This window comes from Priestia sp. YIM B13552 (assembly GCF_042787775.1).
In the GTDB taxonomy this organism is placed as follows: Bacteria; Bacillota; Bacilli; order Bacillales; family Bacillaceae_H; genus Priestia; species Priestia megaterium_E.
The window spans coordinates 758,175-779,656 of the sequence record NZ_JBHZOU010000002.1 but is presented as its reverse complement, the minus strand read 5'-3'; the positions used below and the strand labels follow the sequence as shown (position 1 = coordinate 779,656).

Genomic DNA, 21,482 nt, shown 5'->3' with positions numbered 1-21,482 from the left:
ATATAATAGTGCTGAGGAGATGATTATATGAAAACGAATGATTATGTAAAATATATGACTCAGCAATTTGTACAATATATGGATCAGCCAAAAGAAGAGAGGAAAACGAAAAAGATTCAAAAAAAAGAAGAGCGAGCACCTTTTGCAAACAGATGGTTTGGAATGATTCCGCTGTCGTTTATGCTGTGGTATCGAAAGAAAAAAGAAAGATGAGCATATCATATGCTCATCTTTTTTTAACCGGCTTGTGTTTTATTAAATTGACGAGACATCGTTTCAGGCGATATGTAAAATAAGCCACCGTTTATAAATTTAAATAAGATAGTCGGCTCGTACAATTCTTGAAGCGCTGTTTTTTCGGTCATATATATTTCTGGCAGCTCTTCTGCTGTTTCGTAAAAATGATCAAGAAGCGCTAAGTCTTCATACCATCTCTCCTGCGCTTTTTCAGCCCATTCAGTTGGCTGAGTTTTAACATAGTCACTCACATATGATGTGAGTCGTGCGATGGCACTTTTCGGTTTAATAAAAGGTGAGAGAGTAAAGCAATAGTCTGAGATTTTAGATGATAAATTTTGATTAATGATTAATTCGTGAAATGATTCAATAATTTGTCCATTGATTAAATTAATGCCAAGCGACAAGAGCTCATCTTTTTTACGATCGCATTTGTACGAGACTTTAATATTTAATGCAAGCCAAGGGTGTAAAGGCTGATTTGTTGGCTGAGCTGATGCAACTTGTTCATACAAGTGAATAAACCCGCCAAGTTTTTGAGTAGAAGCGAAAATTTGGTGCAGCCTAGGTGAACCGAAATGAATTCGTTCTCCTTGAACGGAATCGTCTTCAAATGCTGGGTCTGTAATGAAAGTGAGCGAAGCAGGAGTTGCTTCTCCTCCCGTCTTTTCGATATAGTGCCAATAAAATGGACGATTCATCAATTCTTTATCGAGTTCAATCGTTAATTGAACCGTCAGGTAAGACGATGTTTCTGTGACAATAGAACAATTATTAGCTAGAAAATAACGCTTTAAAAATTGATGAATATCAGTTTGCTGCATGCTGATCCTCCTCGCTGTCTTCGTATTGAATAATAGACGTCAAGTTCTCCATTTTGATTTTTATTTCTCCTTCACTCCGTGAATGAAATAAAATATCTTGAATATGCTCTTCGATATTTTTTAAATCAAGCTTTGTTAAAATATCATCTAGCTCTCCAACAACCCGTTCAAAAAGGTTTATTTTTTCGTACAGTAATTTTAAAATATGTTCTTCGACCGTATGTTGAATGGCTAAATTGTAAATGTGAACATCATGTTTTTGACCTAAACGATGGACCCTTCCAATTCGCTGTTCTAGACGCATTGGATTCCACGGCAGATCATAGTTAATGATATGATGACAAAACTGAAGGTTGATTCCTTCTCCGCCTGCTTCAGTGGCAATAAATACTTGCGCGTGGCTTTCAAAAAGCTGCTTCATCCAGTCTTTTTTACCTCGCTTAAATCCGCCTCTAAAGGGTACAGAGGTAATTCCATGCTGTTTTAAATACCACTGTAAATACAGTTGAGTTGCCCTGTACTCAGTAAAAATAATGACTTTATCATCAATTTTCTGAACGAGCTCTAGCACTTTTTCTGCTTTTGCATTTTGCGGCACTTGCTGAAGTAGTTCCATTAACGGCGTAATCATATGTTCCGTTAATGCGCTGTTTTGATCTTCCTGACGTTCCAGCATGTTTTTTAATGTCATATACACCGCTTCACGGCTGCTGCAGGCCTCTCGCTGCAGAGTTAAAATTGAAAAAGCGCTTGAAGGGTGGAGTCCGTTTCCTTTAAAAGATGTAATTGCATCGTACAGCTCCCGTTCTTTTGGCGAGAATTCAACAGGAATGGTTTGAACAATTCGCTTCGTCCATTCGATACCCGTATCGTGGCGGCGATTTCGAATCATAACTTTGTTAACAAGCTCTTTTAAGTGTTCATCGTTTTGCAAAGAGCGTTTTTTAGCGGAAAATAATTCTTCGAAATAGTCTTTATTGCCGAGATGGCCAGGCTTTAAAAGAGAGACTAAGTTAAAAATTTCTTCAATTCGATTTTGAATCGGTGTTGCGGTTAGCAACAGACAAAATTTCTTTTTTAGACTTTGCACAAATTCATAGTTTTTTGTTTTGTTGTTTTTAAGTTTGTGAGCTTCATCAATGATGATGAGATCGTAGTCTTGTTCAAGCACAATTTCTCGATGAGGAGAACGTTTTGCTGTATCAATTGAAGATACAACGATGTCACACTGATCCCACACATATGATTTTCTTTGAGGAACTGCGGGAATATAAAATTTTTGATTCAATTCCATAGCCCACTGTGAAACAAGCGAAGCTGGAACTAAAATGAGAACTTTTTTAACAAGTCCGCGAATCATATATTCCTTCAAAATTAACCCTGCTTCAATCGTTTTCCCCAGTCCTACTTCATCTGCTAAAATGGCTTTCCCATTCATTGTTTCAACTACTTGTTTGGCTACTTCGAGCTGATGAGGAAGCGGCGTTAAATCAGCTAGATGTTTTGGGCTTTGCAGTCCTTCAAATTCTGAGATAAGCGTTTGGTCTTCTATTTCATAGGCAAGTTTATACAAATCCCATGCAGACCAAGGGCCATCTTGCTCCAATTTAGTTGAGAAGGCTGCTTCCCATGTTTCATCGATGTTTAATTTCACTTTCATGATAAAAATGCTCCTTTGTAAAAAATTTTTATTGAACAAATGATAAGAATCAGGTAGGATAAAAATATATTTAGAAAATTTGAAAAAGAAAATAGATTAGCACTTTACAAATGATTGTGTGAATAAAGATAGATACATCTTTCAGTAGTATGCCCAACTTTACCAACTTTATAGAAGCGAATGACGACACGGGGAGAGACTACTTGAATGTAGCGCCGAAGGAGCAAGCAATAAAATTGTGAATCTCTCAGGCAAAAAGACTCTTGTTTGACGCAGCTCTGGAGAGTGTCTATGCGTTTATAGACCACCCACGAGGCAAACCTATTCGTTTATAGGTAAACTTTCAGGTGAAAAGGACAGAGACTTCCTACTAAATACAGTAGGGGGTTTTCTGTCCTTTTTTGTTTGGATACATAGTGATCCCCACACTATTTGAAAACTCCCCGTTATGAAAAGTTTCACGTGAAAAAGAGGAGGACATAAATATGACAACAGAATTACACAAAACGCCGCTTTATGATACCTATCAAAAATATGGTGCCAAAACAATTGATTTTGGCGGATGGGCTCTTCCCGTTCAATTTTCTTCTATTAAAGAAGAGCATGAAGCTGTACGTACAAAGGCAGGGCTTTTTGATGTCTCTCATATGGGAGAAATTCTTGTAACAGGAGCTGATAGCTTAGCTTTTCTTCAGCACACGATGACAAATGACGTTTCTACCCTCGTAGATGGAAAAGCGCAGTATACGGCTATGTGTTATGAAGACGGAGGCACGGTAGATGATTTGCTGATTTATAAAAAAGCAGATCAAGAGTATTTGCTAGTCGTAAACGCTGCTAATATTCAAAAAGACTATGAGTGGCTGGTGTCTCACAAACAAGGAGATGTAACGCTCGTTAATCAATCTGATGAAACTGCGCAGTTAGCTTTACAAGGTCCTGTAGCAGAAAAAGTTTTACAAACGTTAACGAACGAAAATTTAGCTCTATTAAAGCCATTTACATTTGCTGATGATGTAGAAGTAGCGAATATAAAAGCTCTCGTTTCACGTACTGGGTACACCGGGGAAGACGGCTTTGAAATTTATTGTTCTTCAACTGACGCCGCTCACTTGTGGACGGCTATTTTAGAAGCAGGCAGTGATGAAGGTGTGCTGCCTTGCGGATTAGGAGCTCGCGATACGCTTCGTTTTGAAGCCACTTTGGCTTTATATGGCCAAGAGCTTTCAAAAGATATTACGCCCATTGAAGCTCGAATTGGATTTGCAGTAAAAACGAACAAAGACAGCTTTATTGGAAAAGAAGTGTTAAAAGAACAGCGTGAAAGCGGGGCACCTCGTAAGCTGGTAGGAATTGAAATGATTGATAAAGGTATACCAAGACACGGTTACGAAGTATTTGCAGATGAAGAACAAATTGGATTTGTGACAACAGGTACACAGTCACCGACATTAAAGAAAAACATCGGTCTAGCACTATTGTCAGCAGAGTATACAGAGCTTGGTCAAGAAGTGGAAGTACAGGTTCGGAAAAAACGCTTAAAAGCAAAAGTGGTTTCAACACCTTTTTATAAACGTTCAAAGTAAGCTTTGGGGAGGAATTTAACATGTTACATCGCTATTTACCAATGACAGAACAAGATCAGCAGCAAATGTTAGCAGCAATTGGTGTTTCATCTGTTGATGATTTATTTTCAGATATTCCGCAGCGCGTTCGTTTTCAAGGAGAATACAATATTAAAAAAGCGGCCTCAGAGCCTCAGTTGTTAAAAGAATTAAATAGTATGGCTGCTAAAAATGCTCATTTAAAAGACTATGCTTCTTTTTTAGGAGCAGGAGTTTACGATCATTACATGCCGGTTATTGTTGATCATGTTATTTCTCGTTCGGAATTTTATACGGCCTATACTCCGTATCAACCAGAAATTTCTCAAGGAGAACTTCAGGCCATCTTTGAATTTCAAACAATGATTTGTGAGTTAACGGGGATGGACGTGGCTAATTCTTCTATGTATGACGGAGGAACTGCTTTAGCAGAAGCCGCTATGCTCAGTGCGGGTCAAACAAAAAAGAAAAAAGTACTTGTCTCTGCGGCTGTTCACCCTGAGTCAAAAGATGTGTTAAAAACGTATGCGAAGGGTCAATACATTGAAGTGGTAGAAATCCCTGCAGCAGACGGAGTAACAGATATGATTGCATTAGAAAAAGAGATGGGGAGTGACGTGGCAGCTGTTATTGTCCAGTATCCAAATTTCTACGGACAAATCGAGCCGTTAAAAGAAATTGAAGAAATTACCCATCAAGAAAAATGCATGTTTGTGGTTTCAAGCAATCCGTTATCATTAGGTTTACTTACGCCTCCTGGAGAGTTCGGAGCTGATATTGTCATTGGAGATGCACAGCCATTTGGTATTCCAAGTCAATTTGGAGGCCCGCACTGCGGATACTTTGCAACTACGTCTAAGCTTATGCGAAAAATCCCAGGACGTTTAGTAGGGCAAACGGTAGATGAAAACGGTAAGCGAGGGTTTGTTTTAACCCTTCAAGCACGTGAACAGCATATACGCCGCGATAAAGCGACGTCTAACATTTGTTCAAATCAAGCGTTAAATGCTTTAGCGGCATCAGTTGCCATGACAGCTTTAGGCAAGCAAGGTGTAAAAGAAATGGCGCTGCAAAATTTATCAAAAGCGCATTATGCATATGAAGCGTTAAAGGCAAAAGGGGTAAATGTAGCATTTGAAGGACCGTTTTTTAATGAATTAGTCGTGAAGCTTCCTGTTTCGGTAACAGAAGCAAACAGTCAGTTATTAGCTTCAAAAATAATTGGCGGTTATGATCTTAGCCGTGATAACCAAGCGCTTGAAAATCACATGCTGCTTGCTTTTACAGAGCTCCGTACAAAAGAGGAAATTGACCAACTTGTAAATGAATTGGGGGATCTTCATGCTTAATCAAAATCAATCACTTATTTTTGAAAGCAGTAAAGAAGGGCGAATCGGCTATTCATTGCCAGAGTTAGATGTGCCAAAAGTTAATGCTGAAGAACTGCTTGGAAAAGCGTATGTGCGTACTAAAGCTCCTGAGCTTCCTGAAGTATCAGAACTCGATATTATGCGTCATTACACCGCGCTTTCAAAACGAAATCACGGAGTAGATTCAGGGTTTTATCCGCTTGGTTCATGTACGATGAAATATAATCCAAAAGTGAACGAACAAGCAGCACGCATTGCTGGGTTTGCGCATATTCATCCGCTTCAGGATGAGCAAACGGTTCAAGGTGCTCTCGAACTTTTATATGATTTACAAGAGCATTTAACAGAAATCACAGGAATGGATGAAGTAACGCTTCAGCCAGCAGCAGGTGCTCACGGCGAGTGGACCGGGCTTATGATGATTCGTGCCTATCACGAAGCAAATGGTGAGACGCAGCGAACAAAAGTCATTGTTCCAGACTCAGCCCACGGAACGAACCCGGCTTCGGCAACAGTTGCGGGATTTGAAACGGTAACGGTAAAATCAAACGAACATGGTTTAGTGGACTTAGAGGATTTACGCCGCGTAGTAGGAGAAGATACAGCCGCTTTAATGTTAACAAATCCAAATACGCTGGGGTTATTTGAAGAAGATATTTTAGAAATGGCTGAAATTGTTCACGCAGCAGGTGGAAAGCTTTATTATGACGGTGCAAATTTAAACGCAGTATTAAGTAAAGCCCGTCCTGGAGATATGGGGTTTGACGTGGTTCATTTAAACCTTCATAAAACGTTTACAGGTCCTCATGGAGGAGGCGGTCCTGGTTCTGGTCCGGTAGGGGTAAAAGCAGATTTAATTCCGTATTTGCCTAAACCAGTGCTTGTGAAAACAGAACAAGGCTATCACTTTGACTATAACCGTCCTCAGTCAATTGGACGCGTAAAGCCGTTTTACGGCAACTTCGGCATCAACGTTCGCGCTTATACGTATATTCGTTCAATGGGTCCAGACGGCTTAAAAGCCGTGACGGAAAACGCTGTGCTAAACGCCAATTATATGATGCGTCGTTTAGCAGAGCACTATGAGTTGCCGTTTGACCGTCACTGTAAGCACGAATTTGTTTTATCAGGAAAACGTCAGAAAAAGCTTGGGGTACGCACATTGGATATCGCGAAACGACTGCTTGATTTTGGCTATCATCCGCCGACTATCTACTTCCCGCTTATCGTAGAAGAGTGCATGATGATCGAACCAACGGAAACGGAGTCGAAAGAAACGCTAGATGCGTTTATCGATGCGATGATTCAAATTGCAAAAGAAGCAGAAGAAACGCCTGAAGTCGTACAGGAAGCTCCGCATACAACGGTTGTGAAGCGCCTTGACGAAACGCTCGCAGCGAGAAAGCCAGTTCTTCGCTATCAGAAAGAACAGGCTGTTCAAAACGTCTAACAAAAAACCTCGCCCAAAGGCGAGGTTTTTCTATATACATACCATTATTTTTTCTTTTTCACTTTACCGTTCCACATTTTGAAGCCGCCTTTTAAATCATAGATTTCTTGAACACCGTGGCGACGAAGCATTTGTGCTGCGCGTCCTGTGCGCATTCCGCTTTGACAATAGATGTAGACAGGCTGATCTGGACGGAATTCTTTAATGCGCATACGGAACTGTGAAAGAGGAATATTTCGTGCGCCTAAAATATGTCCGTTTTCGAATTCATTCGGCTCACGGATATCAACTAGCTGTGCCTTGCGGTAGCCGCTGCGGAATTCTTCTTCAGTTAACGTTTTCATAATGCGACGTTGGACAAAGAACATAACGACAGAGTATATGATGATTACTCCAAGTAAAATGAGTACTGCTGTAATTGGTGACATGCTGATTCTTCCTTTCTTCGACAAAATCCATACTCTTATTATATAAGTGAATGAAATTAGAAGTAAAGCGATTTTGCCTTGAATCTAGCGGATTTCTTCCCGAAAATGAAAAAACTACCACATTTGAATTCACAGTTTTATGTTGCTCTTTGCTTTTCCTTAGCTCAATCTTTTGGTAGACTAAAAAACGGATTTATTTTTATATTACATATAGCTGAGGATGAGGTAGATGAAAGCAAAGTGGAGATTTATTGATTCCAACAACCGTTCGCCTTATTACAATATGGCGTTAGATGAAGCGTTATTAGAATGGCATAGTAAAGGAGAAATTCCACCTACGATTCGTTTTTACGGATGGAACCCTCCAACGCTGTCAATCGGTTATTTTCAAAAAGCTGAAAAAGAAATTAACTTTGATAAAGTAAAAGAATTAGGACTGGGCTTTGTAAGACGTCCAACGGGCGGCAGGGGCGTGCTTCATGATGAAGAGCTTACTTACAGCGTAATTGTATCTGAAGAGTATCCTAACATGCCTAAGACAGTTACAGAGGCATATCGCGTAATCTCTGAAGGTTTACTGGAAGGATTTCGTTCGTTAGGGCTCGAGGCTTATTTTGCTATTCCTCGTTCAGAAGAAGAAAAAAATAGCTTAAAAAACCCTCGTTCGTCCGTGTGCTTTGATGCTCCTTCTTGGTATGAACTAGTTGTAGAGGGCCGCAAAATTGCTGGAAGTGCCCAAACTAGACAAAAAGGAGTTATTCTACAGCACGGCTCTATTCTGTTAGAGATTGATGAAGATAAATTATTCAGCGTGTTTAATTATCCAAATGATCGTGTGAAAGAAAGAATGCAGCGCGCATTTCGTTCCAAAGCGGTAGCCATCAATGCAATTGCGGGCCGCAAAATCTCTATTGAAGAAGCAAAAGAAGCGTTTTATAAAGGATTTGCTTCTGCTCTTGATATCGATTTAGAACCGTATACACTGTCTGAAGAAGAGGAAGCATATGTAGAAGAACTAGCGCGCACAAAGTACGGATCGGATGAATGGAACTTTAAGCGCTAAACGGATGCCCATGGGAAATAGATAAAAGTGCAACTTCTTATAAGTTGCACTTTTTATTGGGATTTTTAGAAACAATGCTTGGCTAATAGAATACATAGAGAAGAAAAGTCAAACACTTTTTTTACGAAAAAAAAAATATTTCACTTGACACCCTTCTATATGTAGATGTTTGGAGAAGTGTCAAATACTATATATTGAATTCGTCCAAGCCGTGTGGTAAGTTATTGATAGTTGATTGAAAAACTCTATTTCCTTTAAAAGGAAATAGAGTTAATAAATTTATAGATGTTCGATAGGTAAGGAGTTGTGAGAATGACTGTTTTGTTAAATCAAAAAGTGAATATGAATGTTGAAAAGCTCAATTCAGATATTGAACGCTTTCCGCAAGTACATCCGATTACACCGGATATGAAGTTGACTCATAAAGGTGTTTCAAGATTGGTAATGTTAGACCGCTATGCGTTTAAGGATACGGAAAAATTAACGTTATCAGAAGGAGATTTTGTTGTTCTAACCGTAAAGGAAGATCCAAAATTTCCAGCACGAGGACTTGGCTATGTGGAAAGCATTAATTTTGAGCAAAAAACCGCTGTTGTCAAGGTAGAAGATGAGTTTAGAGGAGCTTTATCGCCTGAAGAAGCAGAAAACGGATTAATTACTCGTTCTTTAGATGTCATTGAAAAACCTCTAGAAGTCTTTTATGAGCAAATTGCAAAACGTAATGCAACAGGCTTAGCTTCTGTGGAAAAAACAGAAGCTAAGCGCAAAGAGTGGTTTGAAAAGTTCTATCAAGAGCTTGTTCTGCTAAACTTTGTACCAGCTGGCCGCGTTCTTTACGGTGCAGGTGCTGATACGGACGTAACGTACTTCAACTGTTATGTAATGCCTTATGTAAAAGATTCACGTGAAGGTATTTCAGAACACCGCAAACAAGTAATGGAAATTATGAGCCGTGGAGGCGGTGTTGGAACGAATGGTTCAACTCTTCGCCCGCGCAACACGCTGGCTCGCGGTGTAAACGGCAAATCATCTGGTTCGGTTTCATGGTTAGATGATATTGCTAAACTGACGCATCTTGTTGAACAAGGTGGGTCGCGCAGGGGCGCCCAAATGATCATGCTTGCCGACTGGCATCCTGACATTGTAGAGTTTATTATTTCTAAAATGCAAAACCCTCGCATTTTACGTTTCTTAATTGAAAACACAAATGACGAAATGATTAAAAAACATGCGCAAGATAAATTGAAGTTCACGCCGCTAACAGAGTCTGAAGAAGCGATGTATCAAGGAATCATTAACTATAAACAAATTCCTGGTCTTGGTGGATTCAGTGAAAAAATCATCAAAGATGCAGAAGAAAAGCTGCAAACAGGCGGAACGTACAGCGTTCATAACTCAGAGTTTTTAACAGGAGCAAACATTTCTGTATGCTTAACAAAAGATTTCATGGATGCTGTTGAAAACGACGGAGAATACGAACTTCGCTTCCCAGACGTAGAAAGCTATTCAAAAGAAGAAATGGCTAACTACAATGAAAACTGGCACGAAGTAGGCGACGTGCGCGAATGGGCAAAACAAGGAAACAAAGTTCGTACGTACCGTACTATCCGTGCAAAAGAGCTATGGAACTTAATTAACATCTGTGCAACGTACTCAGCTGAACCAGGCATTTTCTTCTTCGACAATGCTAATGACATGACAAATGCTCAAGCATATGGTCAGCACGTTGTTGCAACAAATCCATGTGGTGAACAACCACTTGCACCATTCTCTGTCTGCAACTTAGCTGCTGTTAACTTAGCGCAAATGGCAGATAAAGAAACGAAAACTGTTAATTTTGAAAAGTTACGTCAAACGGTTGAAACAGGCGTTAGAATGCAAGATAACGTTATTGATGCAACTCCTTATTTCTTAGAAGAAAACCAAAAGCAAGCGCTTGGCGAACGCCGCGTTGGCCTTGGTGTAATGGGTCTTCACGATCTTCTTATTTATTGTGAGACAGAGTACGGCTCTGACAAAGGCAATGAGTTAGTAGATAAAGTGTTTGAAACAATTGCAACGACGGCTTACCGCGCGTCTGTAGAGCTTGGAAAAGAAAAAGGAAGCTTCCCGTTCTTAGTGGGTGAAACAGATGCTGAAACGGCTTCTTTACGTGAAGCATTTACAAATACAGGCTTCATGAAAAAAATGCCTGAAGATATTCGTCAAAACATTAAAGAGAACGGTATCCGAAACTCTCATTTATTAACAGTAGCGCCAACAGGCAGTACTGGAACAATGGTTGGAGTATCAACGGGTCTTGAACCTTATTTCTCATTCTCATACTTCCGAAGCGGCCGTTTAGGTAAATTTATTGAAGTAAAAGCTGATATCGTTCAAGAGTATTTAGATCAGCATCCAGAAGCAGATCCAAACAATCTTCCTGAATGGTTCATTTCAGCTATGGAACTTGCACCACAAGCTCACGCGGACGTGCAATGTGTGATTCAGCGCTGGATTGACAGTTCAATTAGTAAAACAGTAAACGCTCCTCGCGGTTACACAGTAGAGCAAGTTCAAAAAGTGTACGAGCGTCTGTATAAAGGCGGAGCAAAAGGCGGTACGGTGTACGTAGACGGCAGCCGTGATGCACAAGTCTTAACGCTAAAAGCAGAAGAAAATACGTTTGATGAAGAAATTGAAGCGCCAAAAGAAGAAACGAAACCGCACGTTGTGTTAGTTGATACAATTAATGAAATTCGTTCAACTGATGTAACAATCGGTTCTGAAGTAGGTAATACTTGTCCGGTTTGCCGTCAAGGAACGGTAGAAGAAATGGGCGGATGCAACACATGTACAAACTGTGGTGCACAGCTGAAATGCGGCCTTTAATTTTGAACATGATTGACTAGTAAAAGCTGACTCAAACGAGTCAGCTTTTATTATGTATAAAAATGGGGCATAAATAAGAAGCGGGATCGAACGGTTCTTGTATTTGAATAAGCATTGTAGTATGATTTTAATTGAATGTCTTTTATCCAGTTTTATCTTATGACATCGCTTTATTTACACGTTTTTTTCACATAGATTATCAAACATGAACACGATATCACTATAAGAAACAGACATTTATGACTTATTATTAGCAATACATAATATTAATTGGGGGAGATTTCATGCCTACACCGAGTATGGAAGATTATATTGAACAAATATATATGCTAATTGAAGATAAAGGATACGCTCGAGTGTCTGATATTGCTGATGCATTGGCGGTTCACCCCTCATCTGTAACGAAGATGGTTCAAAAGCTAGACAAAGATGAGTACTTAATTTATGAAAAATATCGAGGCCTTGTTTTAACAGCTAAGGGGCAGAAGATTGGAAAACGTCTTGTTTATCGCCACGAGCTTTTAGAGCAGCTGCTGCGCATCATTGGCGTAGATGAGAAAAATATTTATGATGACGTAGAAGGAATTGAACATCATTTAAGCTGGAATTCCATTGATCGAATTGGAGATTTGGTTCAATACTTTGAAGAAAATCATAACCGTATTCAAGATCTTCGCAATGTACAAAAACGAAATGAAGAAGAGCAAAAATTATAAGAAAAAAGCAGCGGCCAATAGCGTCACTGCTTTTTTTCTTTTTATCATAACTTGTTGCTGAGTCGACTACAAATGTAGAGTGGGTAGTTTGGAGGAGAGGCTGTGTACGTCGACGGAGTGTTTTCAGGTGGCGGTATTAAAGGGCTTGCACTGATTGGCGCGTTACAAGCTCTAGAAGAAAAAGGCTTGATCTTTCGGCGGTTAGCCGGAACGAGTGCGGGTTCCATTATTTGTGCATTTGTAGCAGCCGGTTATACAAGTGAAGAAATTGTTGAAATGATGAATGAAATTGAGTTATCGTCTTTTTTAGATCAAAGAATGTCTTTTTTACCATCGAGCTTGACAAAGTGGCTGTTTTTATATTGGAAAATGGGATTGTATAAAGGAGAAAGGCTTGAAAAGTGGATTGCTGAGAAATTGCGGAGCAGAGGAATTCGTACATTTGCTGATTTGCCTGATCAGTCGCTGCGTATTATTGCGTCAGACTTGACCAACAGTACGATGCTTGTTCTTCCAGATGATTTGCCTAAATATCAAATCGACCCGAATCGCTTTTCTGTAGCAAGAGCCGTTCGAATGAGCTGCAGCATTCCATATTTTTTTGAGCCGGTTAAATTAAAATCTACCCCAAGCAGTTTAATAGTCGACGGGGGCGTGTTAAGCAACTTTCCAATTTTTCTGTTTGATGATGATAAAAGTCTTAAGAAGCGACCGGTAATTGGTGTGAAGCTGAGCCCGAAGGACGAAGAAAGGGAACGGAATAAAATTAAAAATGCCGTTGGTTTATTCAGCGCGCTTTTTGAGACGATGAAAGATGCGCACGATGCAAGGCATATTTCAAAACGTCACGAAAAAAATATTATCTTTTTACCTGTTAATCAAGTTTTTGCGACAGAATTTACCCTCACAGAAGAACGGAAGGAGGAGCTGATTGCGTTTGGAAAAAAGCGTACAAGGGCATTTTTGAAAAAATGGTGCTATTAAAAAAACAAGGAGGCTTTTCTCCTTGTTTTTTTAAAAGAATGCTCTATTTTTCTTTTTTCCTTTTTTACCTTCGATGACGGTCAAGTGTGAGTTGTTTTTCTTTTTCTTTAGCGGTTTCGTTGATTTGGATACCGGGCGCTTATTTGAGCTTCGGTACGTATGCATATCAACTTTGTTGCTTCCTCGCTCTTTTTCTTTTTGACGCAGTTTTGATTGTTTTACTGCGCGCACATAGCCTCTATCTTGACCTTTTGTCTGAGAAGGGCGGAGAATAAACCGATAAACTAAGTAAAACAAAATGATAAACAGAAAAATATAACCTGCTTGACGTAATAAAACAGCTGGATCTGTAATCAACGTAAATGCAAAGCCAATGACTCCTAACCCGATTAGACCATATACAAGTGGTTTCACGAATGGACGTCTCATTTTGTTCACCTCCTAAAATAGTAAAAAAAGAAAGCAAAACGGTGTGGATTAGACAACTTGTTCGTCAGTGGTAGAAGAAAGTTCATTTTCAACGCGTAAAAGTTCTTTAAATGAAGCAATCGCAACTTCAACTTGATCATCTTTTGGTTCTTTGGTTGTTAAAAGCTGAAGCCATAAACCGGGATAACCTAAAAAGCGAAGAAGAGGGACATGACGAACTTTATTGGTTAACTGTAACACTTCAAATGATAAACCAAGGACAACTGGAATTAATGCAAGGCGATCCACAATTCGTAACCAAAGAGGATCCGTTGGAACAAGTAGGTAGACAAACATTCCTACAACTACGGTAAAGAGGATAAAGCTACTTCCGCAGCGATAATGAAGTCGAGACTGTGCTTGCACGGCTTCTACCGTAAGTTCAGCATTGTTTTCATATGCATTAATGACCTTGTGTTCTGCTCCATGATATTGAAACACCCGTTTAATAAGTGGCGTTTGTGAAATCACATAAATATAGCCAAGAAGCAATAATAGTTTAAATACTCCTTCAATAAAAACCTGAGCTACACTTGAAGTGAAAACAGGACGTGTCAATTGTGCTAAAAACACAGGAATCAATGTAAATAGTACTTTCCCGAAAAGAAAGGATATTACACCAATAGTTGCAACGCCAAATATTAAAGATAGTTTTGATTCTTTTTTCTCTTTTTGTTGTTCTGCTGCTACTTGAGCATCATCTTCTGGATTCACGTCATAGCGTTCAGAGGAAAAGTTCAAGTGCTGCGTACCGTTTGCACTGGCTTCAACAATAGCAGCAATTCCTCGTAAAAAAGGAATTTTTTTTAAAGCAGTGAGTACGGAATTTGATTTTCTTTTTGAATGAAAATAATCAATAGATTGATCTTTGCGGCGAATAGCCGTCACCATCATACGTTTGCCACCGAACATGACGCCTTCTATAACGGCTTGACCACCATACGCAGGTTTTTGTAATTTAGACATTTCAGGCACCAACCTAACTTAACTAGACTAGACTTCTTAGTATTTTATATTCTACAGCAAAATCAAATAAACCTCTAGGCGGATGCATGTTATCTAGTTTAGCCAATATTTTTCATCTCCACACCCTTGTTATGAATTTTTTTCCTTTCACTTATAAAATTTGTTTATGAAACTCTGTGCGAAGTAATTTAAAAATGTCTCTTTGATATCAGGCTCCCTTCTTGCGTATAGGAAGAGTAATAAACGTAAAAACTTAGAAATGAGTCAGTAGGAAATGAGAAAAAAGTTCATACTACATCAAGAGGTGATTAATATGTCAGAACCTAAAGAACAGCATGAAAAAAAACAGGATAACCACCCTACGCATAAACAGGAAATGTCTTTTTTATTTAAAGCCATCTTTATTTCCTTTTTTGGAGGGATTTTCTGGAGCTTTATTGGCTATTTAAATTATCTGTTCAGCTTTAGTGTTATCAATCCAAATATGCTTTTAGATCCATGGGCGTTAGGTGATTGGAAGGATAAAGGAATAGGTGTTATCGTCAGTATTTTTCTTATAGGGGTATTATCTATTGTTGTCGGGTTGTTATACTACGTCCTATTAAAGAAGTTTAAAACAATTTGGATAGGTTTTGCTTACGGCTTATTATGGTGGGCAATTGTATTCGTTGTTTTGAATCCGCTCTTTCCCAACTTAAAAACAATTGGAGAGCTTCCAGCTAACACGATTATTTCATCCCTCTGTATTTATATTTTATATGGTGTATTCATCGGATATTCCATTTCTTTTGAAGCTGCAGAGCTTCAAACAAAAGATGAATCTACAGATTTTCAAACGGCGAATAAGTAGTGTGAATGTTCCAACGTATGCTAATATATTCTATATAATGATTTAAAAAGAAAAATAAAGTGCAAATTCACATAAGTGAGCTGCATAAAGGGTTCGTAGTAGGGGAGAGTGTTGAATTAAGATGAATAAGATTTTAGTAATAAACGGTCCTAATTTAAATCGTTTAGGCGTACGCGAACCAGCGGTATATGGGACAGATAATCTTCAAAATCTTGAAGAGAAGCTTCAGCGAGCAGGCAGAGACCATAGGGTAGAAGTTGAGTGCGTACAGTCTAATCACGAAGGTGTAATTATCGACTGGATTCATGAAGCAGATGAGAAATTTGATGGGATTATGATCAATCCTGGTGCTTTTACTCACTACAGTTATGCCATTCGAGATGCGATTGCCAGTATATCTGTTCCTGTTATTGAAGTGCATATTTCGAACGTACATAAGCGTGAAGATTTTCGCCACCATTCGGTGACGGCACCTGTTACACATGGTCAAATTGTCGGGTTAGGTTTATACGGATACGAGCTTGCCCTGCAGGCACTTTTACAATTAAGGGGGAAATAAAATGAAAATCGAAAAACTACGCGAACAGTTTTCAAAGTTGAATGTGGATGGTGTTGTAATTACAAGTGAATATAACAGACGCTATATGACCAATTTCACAGGATCTGCTGGTGTCGTTATCATTTCTGAAGACAAAGCGGCATTTGTAACAGATTTTCGTTATGTTGAACAAGCAACTAGTCAAACAGAAGGTTTTGATATCGTTCAGCACAAGGGTCCTATTGTAGAAGAAGTAGCGAATGTAGTGAAACAATTTGGAATTAAAAAGCTTGGTTTTGAACAGAATTATGTTACATATGGACAGCATCAATTATTTGATAAGCATATCGGCGCGGAACTTGTTCCAATCTCGCACGCAATCGAAAACTTACGCTTGATAAAGAGTGACTCAGAGATTAAGATATTAAAGGAAGCTGCAAAAATAGCAGATGCAGCATATGAACATATTTTAACCTTTGTTCGTCCTGGTTTAACAGAGCTTCAAGTATCTAATGAACTGGAGTTCTTTATGAGAAAACAAGGCGCAACATCTTCATCTTTTGATACAATTGTTGCTTCAGGGCATCGCGGGGCTTTACCGCATGGTGTTGCTTCTGAAAAAGTAATTGAAAAAGGGGAACTTGTAACGCTTGATTTTGGCGCATACTATAACGGTTACTGTTCAGATATCACACGGACATTTGCCGTCGGTGAAGTAAGTGATAAGCTAAAAGAAATTTATAATGTCGTACTGCAAGCGCAGCTTAATGGAATGAGCGGCATCAAAGCGGGTATGACGGGTAAAGAAGCAGATGCGTTAACGCGTGATTATATTACAGAACACGGATACGGCCAGTATTTTGGACATTCGACCGGTCACGGCGTAGGGTTAGAAGTACATGAAGGCCCATCACTTTCTGTGAAATCTACAGATGTACTGCAGCCAGGTATGATTGTAACCGTTGAACCAGGTATTTACATACCAGACTTAGGGGGCGTTCGTATTGAAGATGATACGATCGTCACAGCAGAAGGTAATGAGGCATTATCGCACTCATCAAAAGAGTTCATTATTTTATAAAATGTAGGAGGATTTCTTCATGATTTCAGTAAATGATTTTCGTACAGGTTTGACAGTAGAAGTAGACGGAGGTATTTGGCGTGTAATGGATTTCCAACACGTAAAGCCTGGTAAAGGCGCTGCATTCGTTCGCTCAAAACTACGTAACCTTCGTACAGGAGCTGTGCAAGAAAAAACGTTCCGTGCAGGTGAAAAAGTAGGAAAAGCACAAATTGATAACCGTAAAATGCAATATCTATATGCAAGCGGCGATCAGCACGTATTCATGGACAACCAGTCTTATGAGCAATTAGAGCTTCCAGCAAGTGCAATTGAATATGAGCTAAAATTCTTAAAAGAGAATATGGAAGTAGCAATTATGATGTACCAAGGTGAGACATTAGGTGTTGAACTTCCAAACACAGTTGAGCTTAAAGTAACAGAAACTGAACCTGGTATTAAAGGTGACACAGCTTCTGGCGGTACAAAACCAGCAACTGTGGAAACTGGCTTAACAGTAAACGTTCCGTTCTTCGTAAACGAAGGCGACGTATTAATTATCAACACAACAGACAGCAGCTACGTATCACGCGCGTAATTGGATCGTGTAAGCAAGCTGCAAACATACAAAAAAGGCAGAGAATCATTCTCTGCCTTTTTTGTATGTTTTTTTGTGCTAACTCTTCCTTATTTTGCATAGGTTGTACTAAACAACGCAGAGATATAGGAGGGGCTTATGAAGCAGTGGTTGGATCATTTAAACGGTACGGTATTAACGATGGCGTGCCTTCGATTTATTTCTTCATTTATTGAGTTTATTGCCGCTATTTTAATTGTCACAAACAATGATGTGAAAAAAGCGTTAATGATTAATGGAATGTTAGCACTTGTTGGTCCGATTGTAATGGTGAGTTCTTTTACCATAGGTTTAGTGTCCGTAGCCGATCAATTATCTTTTGGGAAATTAATCATGATTGTAGTAGGAGTGCTCTTCATTTTAATCGGTGTTTTTAAATAAAAGGTAGGCATAAAATGGTCAAGCTTATAATACATTGAAGTGAGTTCAAATATGAGGGGATGAATATGTTAAACGAAATACTTGCAATCTTTCCGCCTAATTTAAAAAAGACTGTTGAATTTTATGTTACAAACCATTCTCATGTACTAGAAGAAATTCGAGTGCGTATAGGAAGACCTGTCGAATTTACAATCAACAATCAGCCATATTTCGAATCGTATCTTCCAAGTGCAGAAGATGCTTTATTTATCTTAAATAAATTAAGCCAGTTTTCAATTTATATGATTGAAGAAGAATTGAAAAAAGGATATGTCACCATTGAAGGCGGGCACCGGGTTGGGCTAGCGGGAAAAGTTGTAACAGAAAATGGACAGGTTCGTGTGATTCGAGATGTATCATCCTTTAATATCCGGATTGCTAAACAAAAGATTGGTATTTCGAATCAGCTTATTCCTTTTTTATACAATCGCTATTGGCAAAGTACGGTCATTATAGGACCTCCTCAAACAGGAAAAACAACCATGATTCGCGATTTAGCCAGAGTAATAAGTACTGGCATAGAGCGCTCTAAGATTCCTCCGTTTAAAGTGGGAATTGTAGATGAACGATCAGAAATTGCTGGGGCTGTTAAAGGGGTTCCTCAGCATACATTCGGATCTAGAATGGATTTATTAGACAGCTGTCCGAAAGCTGAAGGCATGATGATGATGATTCGCTCCATGAGCCCCGATGTGCTGATCGTGGATGAAGTGGGAAGTGAAGAAGATTGTAAGGCCGTACTTGAAGCGGTTAATGCTGGCGTTCGTGTCATTATGACTGTTCATGGCTATGACATTGACGATTTAATGAAGCGTCCCACTTTGCAAGCTTTAATGAAACTTCACGTATTCAAAAGGTATGTTGTGCTATCGAACAGCCGAGGTCCTGGAACACTTCAGGCTATCTACGATGAGCACTATAATTCCATGAAAACGTCCGTTGAAAAGTCGCTTATTGAAAATAGTAAAGGGTGATGGTGTATGAAACTGTTTGGTGCCATCTTTATCTTATTTGCTTCCACTTACACAGGGTTTGAGTTTGCAAAGCAGCTTAGTGCAAGACCCAGGCAGCTCAGGCAATTAAAAACGGCTCTGAGGTCGTTAGAAGCAGAAATTATGTACAGCAATCGGCCTCTTCAAGAAGTTGCTCATTTGTTATCTCTACAGCTTCCTAATCCTTTGGCTTCTTTATTTAATGAGTTTTCAATGAAATTAAAAGAAGGTACTGAAAGTGTCAAGGAAGCTTGGGAAAAGACGTTGGACCAATTTTGGAAACAAACCGCACTTAAAACGGGAGAACTAGAAATCTTAAAACAATTTGGTGAAACGCTTGGTCAGCATGATCGTTATTCGCAGCAAAAGCATATCTTACTGACGCTGAATCATCTTGAACGCGAAGAACAAGATGCAATTGATAAGCAGAATCGCTATGAAAAAATGGTTAAAAGTTTAGGCTTTCTATCTGGGTTGCTACTGGTCATTCTATTGATGTAGCGATAGAGGAGGATTGAATGTGGGAATTGATATGAACACCATTTTTCAGATTGCTGGGATTGGTATCGTCGTAGCTTTTTTAGTCACCGTACTCGAACAGATGGGAAAAAAAGATTACGCGAACTGGGTTACCCTCATCGGTTTTATTTATATTTTATTTATGGTTGCTTCGATTGTAGAGGACTTATTTCAAAAAATCAAATCGGTTTTTTTATTTCAAGGGTAGAGGGGTGAGTTGCCATTGAAATGCTTCAAATTGTGGGCTTAGGGTTAGTAGCTACGTTTTTGGCTCTTATTTTAAAAGAACATAAATCACCTATTGCTTTTTTACTTGTTGTATTCGTGGGATCCGTGATCTTTCTTTTTTTAATTGATCAAATCTACGAAATTATTAAGATGGTCGAGCGGCTGTCGATTAATGCCCACGTTAACATGATTTATGTGGAAACCATTTTGAAAATTATTGGTATCGCCTATATCGCCGAATTTGGTGCTCAAATTACGAAAGATGCAGGGCAGGGTGCCATTGCTTCTAAAATTGAATTAGGTGGAAAAGTGCTGATTCTCTCCATGGCAATTCCTATTTTAACGGTCATTATTGAAACGATTATTTCAATGCTGCCCAATTAATTTTACTTAATATGAGGTGACGAAATGAAGCGGTGGACGTTTAAAGTGAATATACTCGCTCTTCTTTTGTTCCTCTTTTTTTTCTTTCCAGAAAATGTACAAGCTTCCGAACCCCCGAAGCAGCAAGAACTTGTCAATGAACAAATTGATAAGCTCGGTATCGATGAAGTCAAACAGTTTTGGGACGATATTATTACCCAATACGGCGGCTTTTTACCCGAGAGTCAGAAGGGAAGTTTAGTCGATTTTTTAAAAGGAGAAAAAGAGTTCTCTCTTAAAGAATGGCTAGGAGGTCTTGTAAAGTTTTTATTTCATGAAGTATTAGCGAATGGAAAGCTCCTCGGCACGCTCATTATGCTAACGGTTTTTAGCGTGTTTTTACAAACGCTCCAAAGTGCGTTTAATCAGCAAACCGTAAGTAAAGTAGCGTATGCGCTTGTATATATGGTTTTGATCATCATTGCTCTTAATAGTTTTCAAATTGCTATCTCTTATGCAACGGGAGCGATTGAGACCATGACCAAATTCATTTTAGCTCTGGTGCCGCTGCTGCTTGCCTTAATGGCATCATCAGGAGGAGTTGTATCGGCAGCCTTTTTTCATCCGATGATTTTGTTTTTAATGAACACAAGCGGTTTGCTTATTCAATACGTAGTGATGCCGCTGCTTTTTCTTTCAGCACTGCTTAGCATTGTGAGTACGATTTCAGATGAACATAAGGTTACACAGCTTGCTCAGCTGTTGAGAAATATAAGCATTGGCGTGCTTGGAATATTCCTAACTGTTTTTTTAGGGGTGCTGTCCGTTCAAGGGGCCACCTCAGCTGTTGCCGACGGTATTACAATTCGAACGGCAAAGTTTGTCACAGGGAACTTTATACCTGTTGTAGGACGTGTATTCACAGATGCGGCTGATACAGTCATCAGTGCCTCGCTTCTATTAAAGAATTCAGTAGGGATTGCTGGAGTAGCAGTCTTACTGTTAATCGTCGCGTTTCCGGCTATTAAAGTGTTAACGCTCGCTTTTATCTATAAGCTAGCAGCAGCTCTTCTTCAACCTATTGGAGGAGGACCGGTTATTTCCTGCTTGAGCATTATCAGCAAAAGCGTCATCTATATTTTCGCGGCGCTTGCGGTTGTCTCGCTTATGTTTTTCTTATGTTTAACGGTCATCATTACAGCGAGCAACGTCACAATGATGGTGAGGTGAAGAA

23 protein-coding genes and 1 riboswitch are annotated in these 21,482 nt (G+C 39.2%); of the genes, 18 read left to right on the top strand and 5 right to left on the bottom strand.

All coding sequences use genetic code 11. The features are described 5' to 3' along the window. Positions 1-27: 27 nt before the first annotated feature. Positions 28-213 carry a YqzE family protein gene (locus ACFX40_RS10045; protein WP_013059170.1) on the top strand — a complete coding sequence of 62 codons (186 nt, stop codon included), beginning with the start codon at positions 28-30 and terminating at the stop codon, positions 211-213. A 23-nt stretch (positions 214-236) separates the two neighbouring features. Here ACFX40_RS10045 and ACFX40_RS10040 read toward each other — a convergent pair whose 3' ends face one another. Beyond that, complete coding sequence (locus ACFX40_RS10040) at positions 237-1,061, bottom strand: YqhG family protein (RefSeq protein WP_060746976.1); 825 nt, start codon at positions 1,059-1,061, stop codon at positions 237-239. Further along, positions 1,048-2,721, bottom strand: a complete 1,674-nt coding sequence (locus tag ACFX40_RS10035) for a DEAD/DEAH box helicase (RefSeq protein ID WP_014458233.1) — start codon at positions 2,719-2,721, stop codon at positions 1,048-1,050. The genes ACFX40_RS10040 and ACFX40_RS10035 overlap by 14 nt, the downstream gene beginning before the upstream one ends. A 180-nt stretch (positions 2,722-2,901) precedes the next feature. Further along, positions 2,902-2,994, top strand: a riboswitch (glycine riboswitch). A gap of 212 nt (positions 2,995-3,206) precedes the next feature. Between ACFX40_RS10035 and gcvT the strand changes: the two genes are divergently transcribed. From gcvT to gcvPB, 3 genes are read left to right on the top strand one after another with little or no spacing between them, the layout of a single operon-like run. Then, positions 3,207-4,307 carry a glycine cleavage system aminomethyltransferase GcvT gene (gene gcvT / locus ACFX40_RS10030; protein WP_060746977.1) on the top strand — a complete coding sequence of 367 codons (1,101 nt, stop codon included), beginning with the start codon at positions 3,207-3,209 and terminating at the stop codon, positions 4,305-4,307. Positions 4,308-4,327: 20 nt separating this feature from the next. Continuing rightward, complete coding sequence (gcvPA, locus tag ACFX40_RS10025; RefSeq protein ID WP_028410649.1) at positions 4,328-5,674, top strand: aminomethyl-transferring glycine dehydrogenase subunit GcvPA; 1,347 nt, start codon at positions 4,328-4,330, stop codon at positions 5,672-5,674. Continuing rightward, a complete protein-coding gene (gene gcvPB, locus ACFX40_RS10020; protein WP_028410650.1) occupies positions 5,667-7,145 on the top strand; it encodes an aminomethyl-transferring glycine dehydrogenase subunit GcvPB in 1,479 nt (492 codons plus the stop codon). The genes gcvPA and gcvPB overlap by 8 nt, the downstream gene beginning before the upstream one ends. Before the next feature lie 44 nt (positions 7,146-7,189). On the opposite strand, the gene ACFX40_RS10015 is transcribed toward gcvPB, so the two are convergent. Continuing rightward, positions 7,190-7,573, bottom strand: coding sequence for a rhodanese-like domain-containing protein (locus ACFX40_RS10015; protein ID WP_034276876.1), 384 nt, complete (start codon positions 7,571-7,573; stop codon positions 7,190-7,192). Between the two features lie 229 nt (positions 7,574-7,802). Between ACFX40_RS10015 and ACFX40_RS10010 the strand changes: the two genes are divergently transcribed. From ACFX40_RS10010 to ACFX40_RS09995, 4 genes are all read left to right on the top strand, one after another. After that, positions 7,803-8,636, top strand: a complete 834-nt coding sequence (locus tag ACFX40_RS10010; protein ID WP_013085005.1) for a lipoate--protein ligase family protein — start codon at positions 7,803-7,805, stop codon at positions 8,634-8,636. 312 nt (positions 8,637-8,948) lie between these two features. After that, positions 8,949-11,507 carry a vitamin B12-dependent ribonucleotide reductase gene (locus ACFX40_RS10005; RefSeq protein WP_377254864.1) on the top strand — a complete coding sequence of 853 codons (2,559 nt, stop codon included), beginning with the start codon at positions 8,949-8,951 and terminating at the stop codon, positions 11,505-11,507. 284 nt (positions 11,508-11,791) lie between these two features. Next, positions 11,792-12,223, top strand: a complete 432-nt coding sequence (gene mntR / locus ACFX40_RS10000; protein WP_013085004.1) for a transcriptional regulator MntR — start codon at positions 11,792-11,794, stop codon at positions 12,221-12,223. Positions 12,224-12,325: 102 nt separating this feature from the next. Further along, entirely contained in the window at positions 12,326-13,207 is an 882-nt protein-coding gene (locus ACFX40_RS09995; RefSeq protein WP_016765549.1) for a patatin-like phospholipase family protein, read from the top strand. A 30-nt stretch (positions 13,208-13,237) separates the two neighbouring features. On the opposite strand, the gene ACFX40_RS09990 is transcribed toward ACFX40_RS09995, so the two are convergent. Together ACFX40_RS09990 and ACFX40_RS09985 are read right to left on the bottom strand one after the other, a co-directional pair. Then, entirely contained in the window at positions 13,238-13,636 is a 399-nt protein-coding gene (locus ACFX40_RS09990; protein ID WP_013059160.1) for an SA1362 family protein, read from the bottom strand. Between the two features lie 48 nt (positions 13,637-13,684). Beyond that, on the bottom strand, positions 13,685-14,641 hold the full coding sequence (locus ACFX40_RS09985; RefSeq protein ID WP_014458240.1) for a DUF1385 domain-containing protein: 957 nt from the start codon (positions 14,639-14,641) through the stop codon (positions 13,685-13,687). Positions 14,642-14,954: 313 nt separating this feature from the next. On the opposite strand from ACFX40_RS09985, the gene ACFX40_RS09980 reads away from it, so the two are divergent. The 10 genes from ACFX40_RS09980 (at position 14,955) to spoIIIAE (ending at position 21,478) form a co-directional block, all read left to right on the top strand. Continuing rightward, on the top strand, positions 14,955-15,491 hold the full coding sequence (locus ACFX40_RS09980) for a YqhR family membrane protein (RefSeq protein WP_016765547.1): 537 nt from the start codon (positions 14,955-14,957) through the stop codon (positions 15,489-15,491). A gap of 121 nt (positions 15,492-15,612) precedes the next feature. Next, on the top strand, positions 15,613-16,050 hold the full coding sequence (gene aroQ / locus ACFX40_RS09975; protein WP_098249287.1) for a type II 3-dehydroquinate dehydratase: 438 nt from the start codon (positions 15,613-15,615) through the stop codon (positions 16,048-16,050). Between the two features lies 1 nt (position 16,051). Further along, the gene (locus tag ACFX40_RS09970) at positions 16,052-17,110 is read left to right on the top strand and encodes a M24 family metallopeptidase (RefSeq protein ID WP_028410654.1); all 1,059 of its coding nucleotides are present in this window, start codon (positions 16,052-16,054) and stop codon (positions 17,108-17,110) included. Between the two features lie 19 nt (positions 17,111-17,129). After that, positions 17,130-17,687, top strand: a complete 558-nt coding sequence (gene efp, locus ACFX40_RS09965; RefSeq protein WP_013059155.1) for an elongation factor P — start codon at positions 17,130-17,132, stop codon at positions 17,685-17,687. Positions 17,688-17,825: 138 nt separating this feature from the next. Then, positions 17,826-18,107 carry a YqhV family protein gene (locus tag ACFX40_RS09960; protein WP_013059154.1) on the top strand — a complete coding sequence of 94 codons (282 nt, stop codon included), beginning with the start codon at positions 17,826-17,828 and terminating at the stop codon, positions 18,105-18,107. A gap of 65 nt (positions 18,108-18,172) precedes the next feature. Continuing rightward, a complete protein-coding gene (spoIIIAA, locus tag ACFX40_RS09955) occupies positions 18,173-19,120 on the top strand; it encodes a stage III sporulation protein AA (RefSeq protein WP_060746984.1) in 948 nt (315 codons plus the stop codon). 6 nt (positions 19,121-19,126) lie between these two features. Beyond that, a complete protein-coding gene (gene spoIIIAB / locus ACFX40_RS09950; RefSeq protein ID WP_028410656.1) occupies positions 19,127-19,639 on the top strand; it encodes a stage III sporulation protein SpoIIIAB in 513 nt (170 codons plus the stop codon). 19 nt (positions 19,640-19,658) lie between these two features. Continuing rightward, positions 19,659-19,865: a stage III sporulation protein AC gene (spoIIIAC, locus tag ACFX40_RS09945; RefSeq protein WP_013059151.1), complete on the top strand. Its 207-nt coding sequence runs from the start codon at positions 19,659-19,661 to the stop codon at positions 19,863-19,865. Positions 19,866-19,885: 20 nt separating this feature from the next. Next, entirely contained in the window at positions 19,886-20,269 is a 384-nt protein-coding gene (gene spoIIIAD / locus ACFX40_RS09940; protein ID WP_013059150.1) for a stage III sporulation protein AD, read from the top strand. A 24-nt stretch (positions 20,270-20,293) separates the two neighbouring features. Beyond that, positions 20,294-21,478 carry a stage III sporulation protein AE gene (spoIIIAE, locus tag ACFX40_RS09935; protein WP_013059149.1) on the top strand — a complete coding sequence of 395 codons (1,185 nt, stop codon included), beginning with the start codon at positions 20,294-20,296 and terminating at the stop codon, positions 21,476-21,478. The last annotated feature ends 4 nt before the right edge of the window (positions 21,479-21,482 follow it).

Excerpts from the sequence above, each read along its gene's own strand:
- ACFX40_RS10045 (WP_013059170.1), top strand. The coding sequence starts at position 28 with ATGAAAACGAATGATTATGTAAAATATATGACTCAGCAATTTGTACAA.
- ACFX40_RS10040 (WP_060746976.1), bottom strand. The coding sequence starts at position 1,061 with ATGCAGCAAACTGATATTCATCAATTTTTAAAGCGTTATTTTCTAGCT.
- ACFX40_RS10035 (WP_014458233.1), bottom strand. The coding sequence starts at position 2,721 with ATGAAAGTGAAATTAAACATCGATGAAACATGGGAAGCAGCCTTCTCA.
- gcvT (WP_060746977.1), top strand. The coding sequence starts at position 3,207 with ATGACAACAGAATTACACAAAACGCCGCTTTATGATACCTATCAAAAA.
- gcvPA (WP_028410649.1), top strand. The coding sequence starts at position 4,328 with ATGTTACATCGCTATTTACCAATGACAGAACAAGATCAGCAGCAAATG.
- gcvPB (WP_028410650.1), top strand. The coding sequence starts at position 5,667 with ATGCTTAATCAAAATCAATCACTTATTTTTGAAAGCAGTAAAGAAGGG.
- ACFX40_RS10015 (WP_034276876.1), bottom strand. The coding sequence starts at position 7,573 with ATGTCACCAATTACAGCAGTACTCATTTTACTTGGAGTAATCATCATA.
- ACFX40_RS10010 (WP_013085005.1), top strand. The coding sequence starts at position 7,803 with ATGAAAGCAAAGTGGAGATTTATTGATTCCAACAACCGTTCGCCTTAT.
- ACFX40_RS10005 (WP_377254864.1), top strand. The coding sequence starts at position 8,949 with ATGACTGTTTTGTTAAATCAAAAAGTGAATATGAATGTTGAAAAGCTC.
- mntR (WP_013085004.1), top strand. The coding sequence starts at position 11,792 with ATGCCTACACCGAGTATGGAAGATTATATTGAACAAATATATATGCTA.
- ACFX40_RS09990 (WP_013059160.1), bottom strand. The coding sequence starts at position 13,636 with ATGAGACGTCCATTCGTGAAACCACTTGTATATGGTCTAATCGGGTTA.
- ACFX40_RS09985 (WP_014458240.1), bottom strand. The coding sequence starts at position 14,641 with ATGTCTAAATTACAAAAACCTGCGTATGGTGGTCAAGCCGTTATAGAA.
- ACFX40_RS09980 (WP_016765547.1), top strand. The coding sequence starts at position 14,955 with ATGTCAGAACCTAAAGAACAGCATGAAAAAAAACAGGATAACCACCCT.
- aroQ (WP_098249287.1), top strand. The coding sequence starts at position 15,613 with ATGAATAAGATTTTAGTAATAAACGGTCCTAATTTAAATCGTTTAGGC.
- ACFX40_RS09970 (WP_028410654.1), top strand. The coding sequence starts at position 16,052 with ATGAAAATCGAAAAACTACGCGAACAGTTTTCAAAGTTGAATGTGGAT.
- efp (WP_013059155.1), top strand. The coding sequence starts at position 17,130 with ATGATTTCAGTAAATGATTTTCGTACAGGTTTGACAGTAGAAGTAGAC.
- ACFX40_RS09960 (WP_013059154.1), top strand. The coding sequence starts at position 17,826 with ATGAAGCAGTGGTTGGATCATTTAAACGGTACGGTATTAACGATGGCG.
- spoIIIAA (WP_060746984.1), top strand. The coding sequence starts at position 18,173 with ATGTTAAACGAAATACTTGCAATCTTTCCGCCTAATTTAAAAAAGACT.
- spoIIIAB (WP_028410656.1), top strand. The coding sequence starts at position 19,127 with ATGAAACTGTTTGGTGCCATCTTTATCTTATTTGCTTCCACTTACACA.
- spoIIIAD (WP_013059150.1), top strand. The coding sequence starts at position 19,886 with ATGCTTCAAATTGTGGGCTTAGGGTTAGTAGCTACGTTTTTGGCTCTT.
- spoIIIAE (WP_013059149.1), top strand. The coding sequence starts at position 20,294 with ATGAAGCGGTGGACGTTTAAAGTGAATATACTCGCTCTTCTTTTGTTC.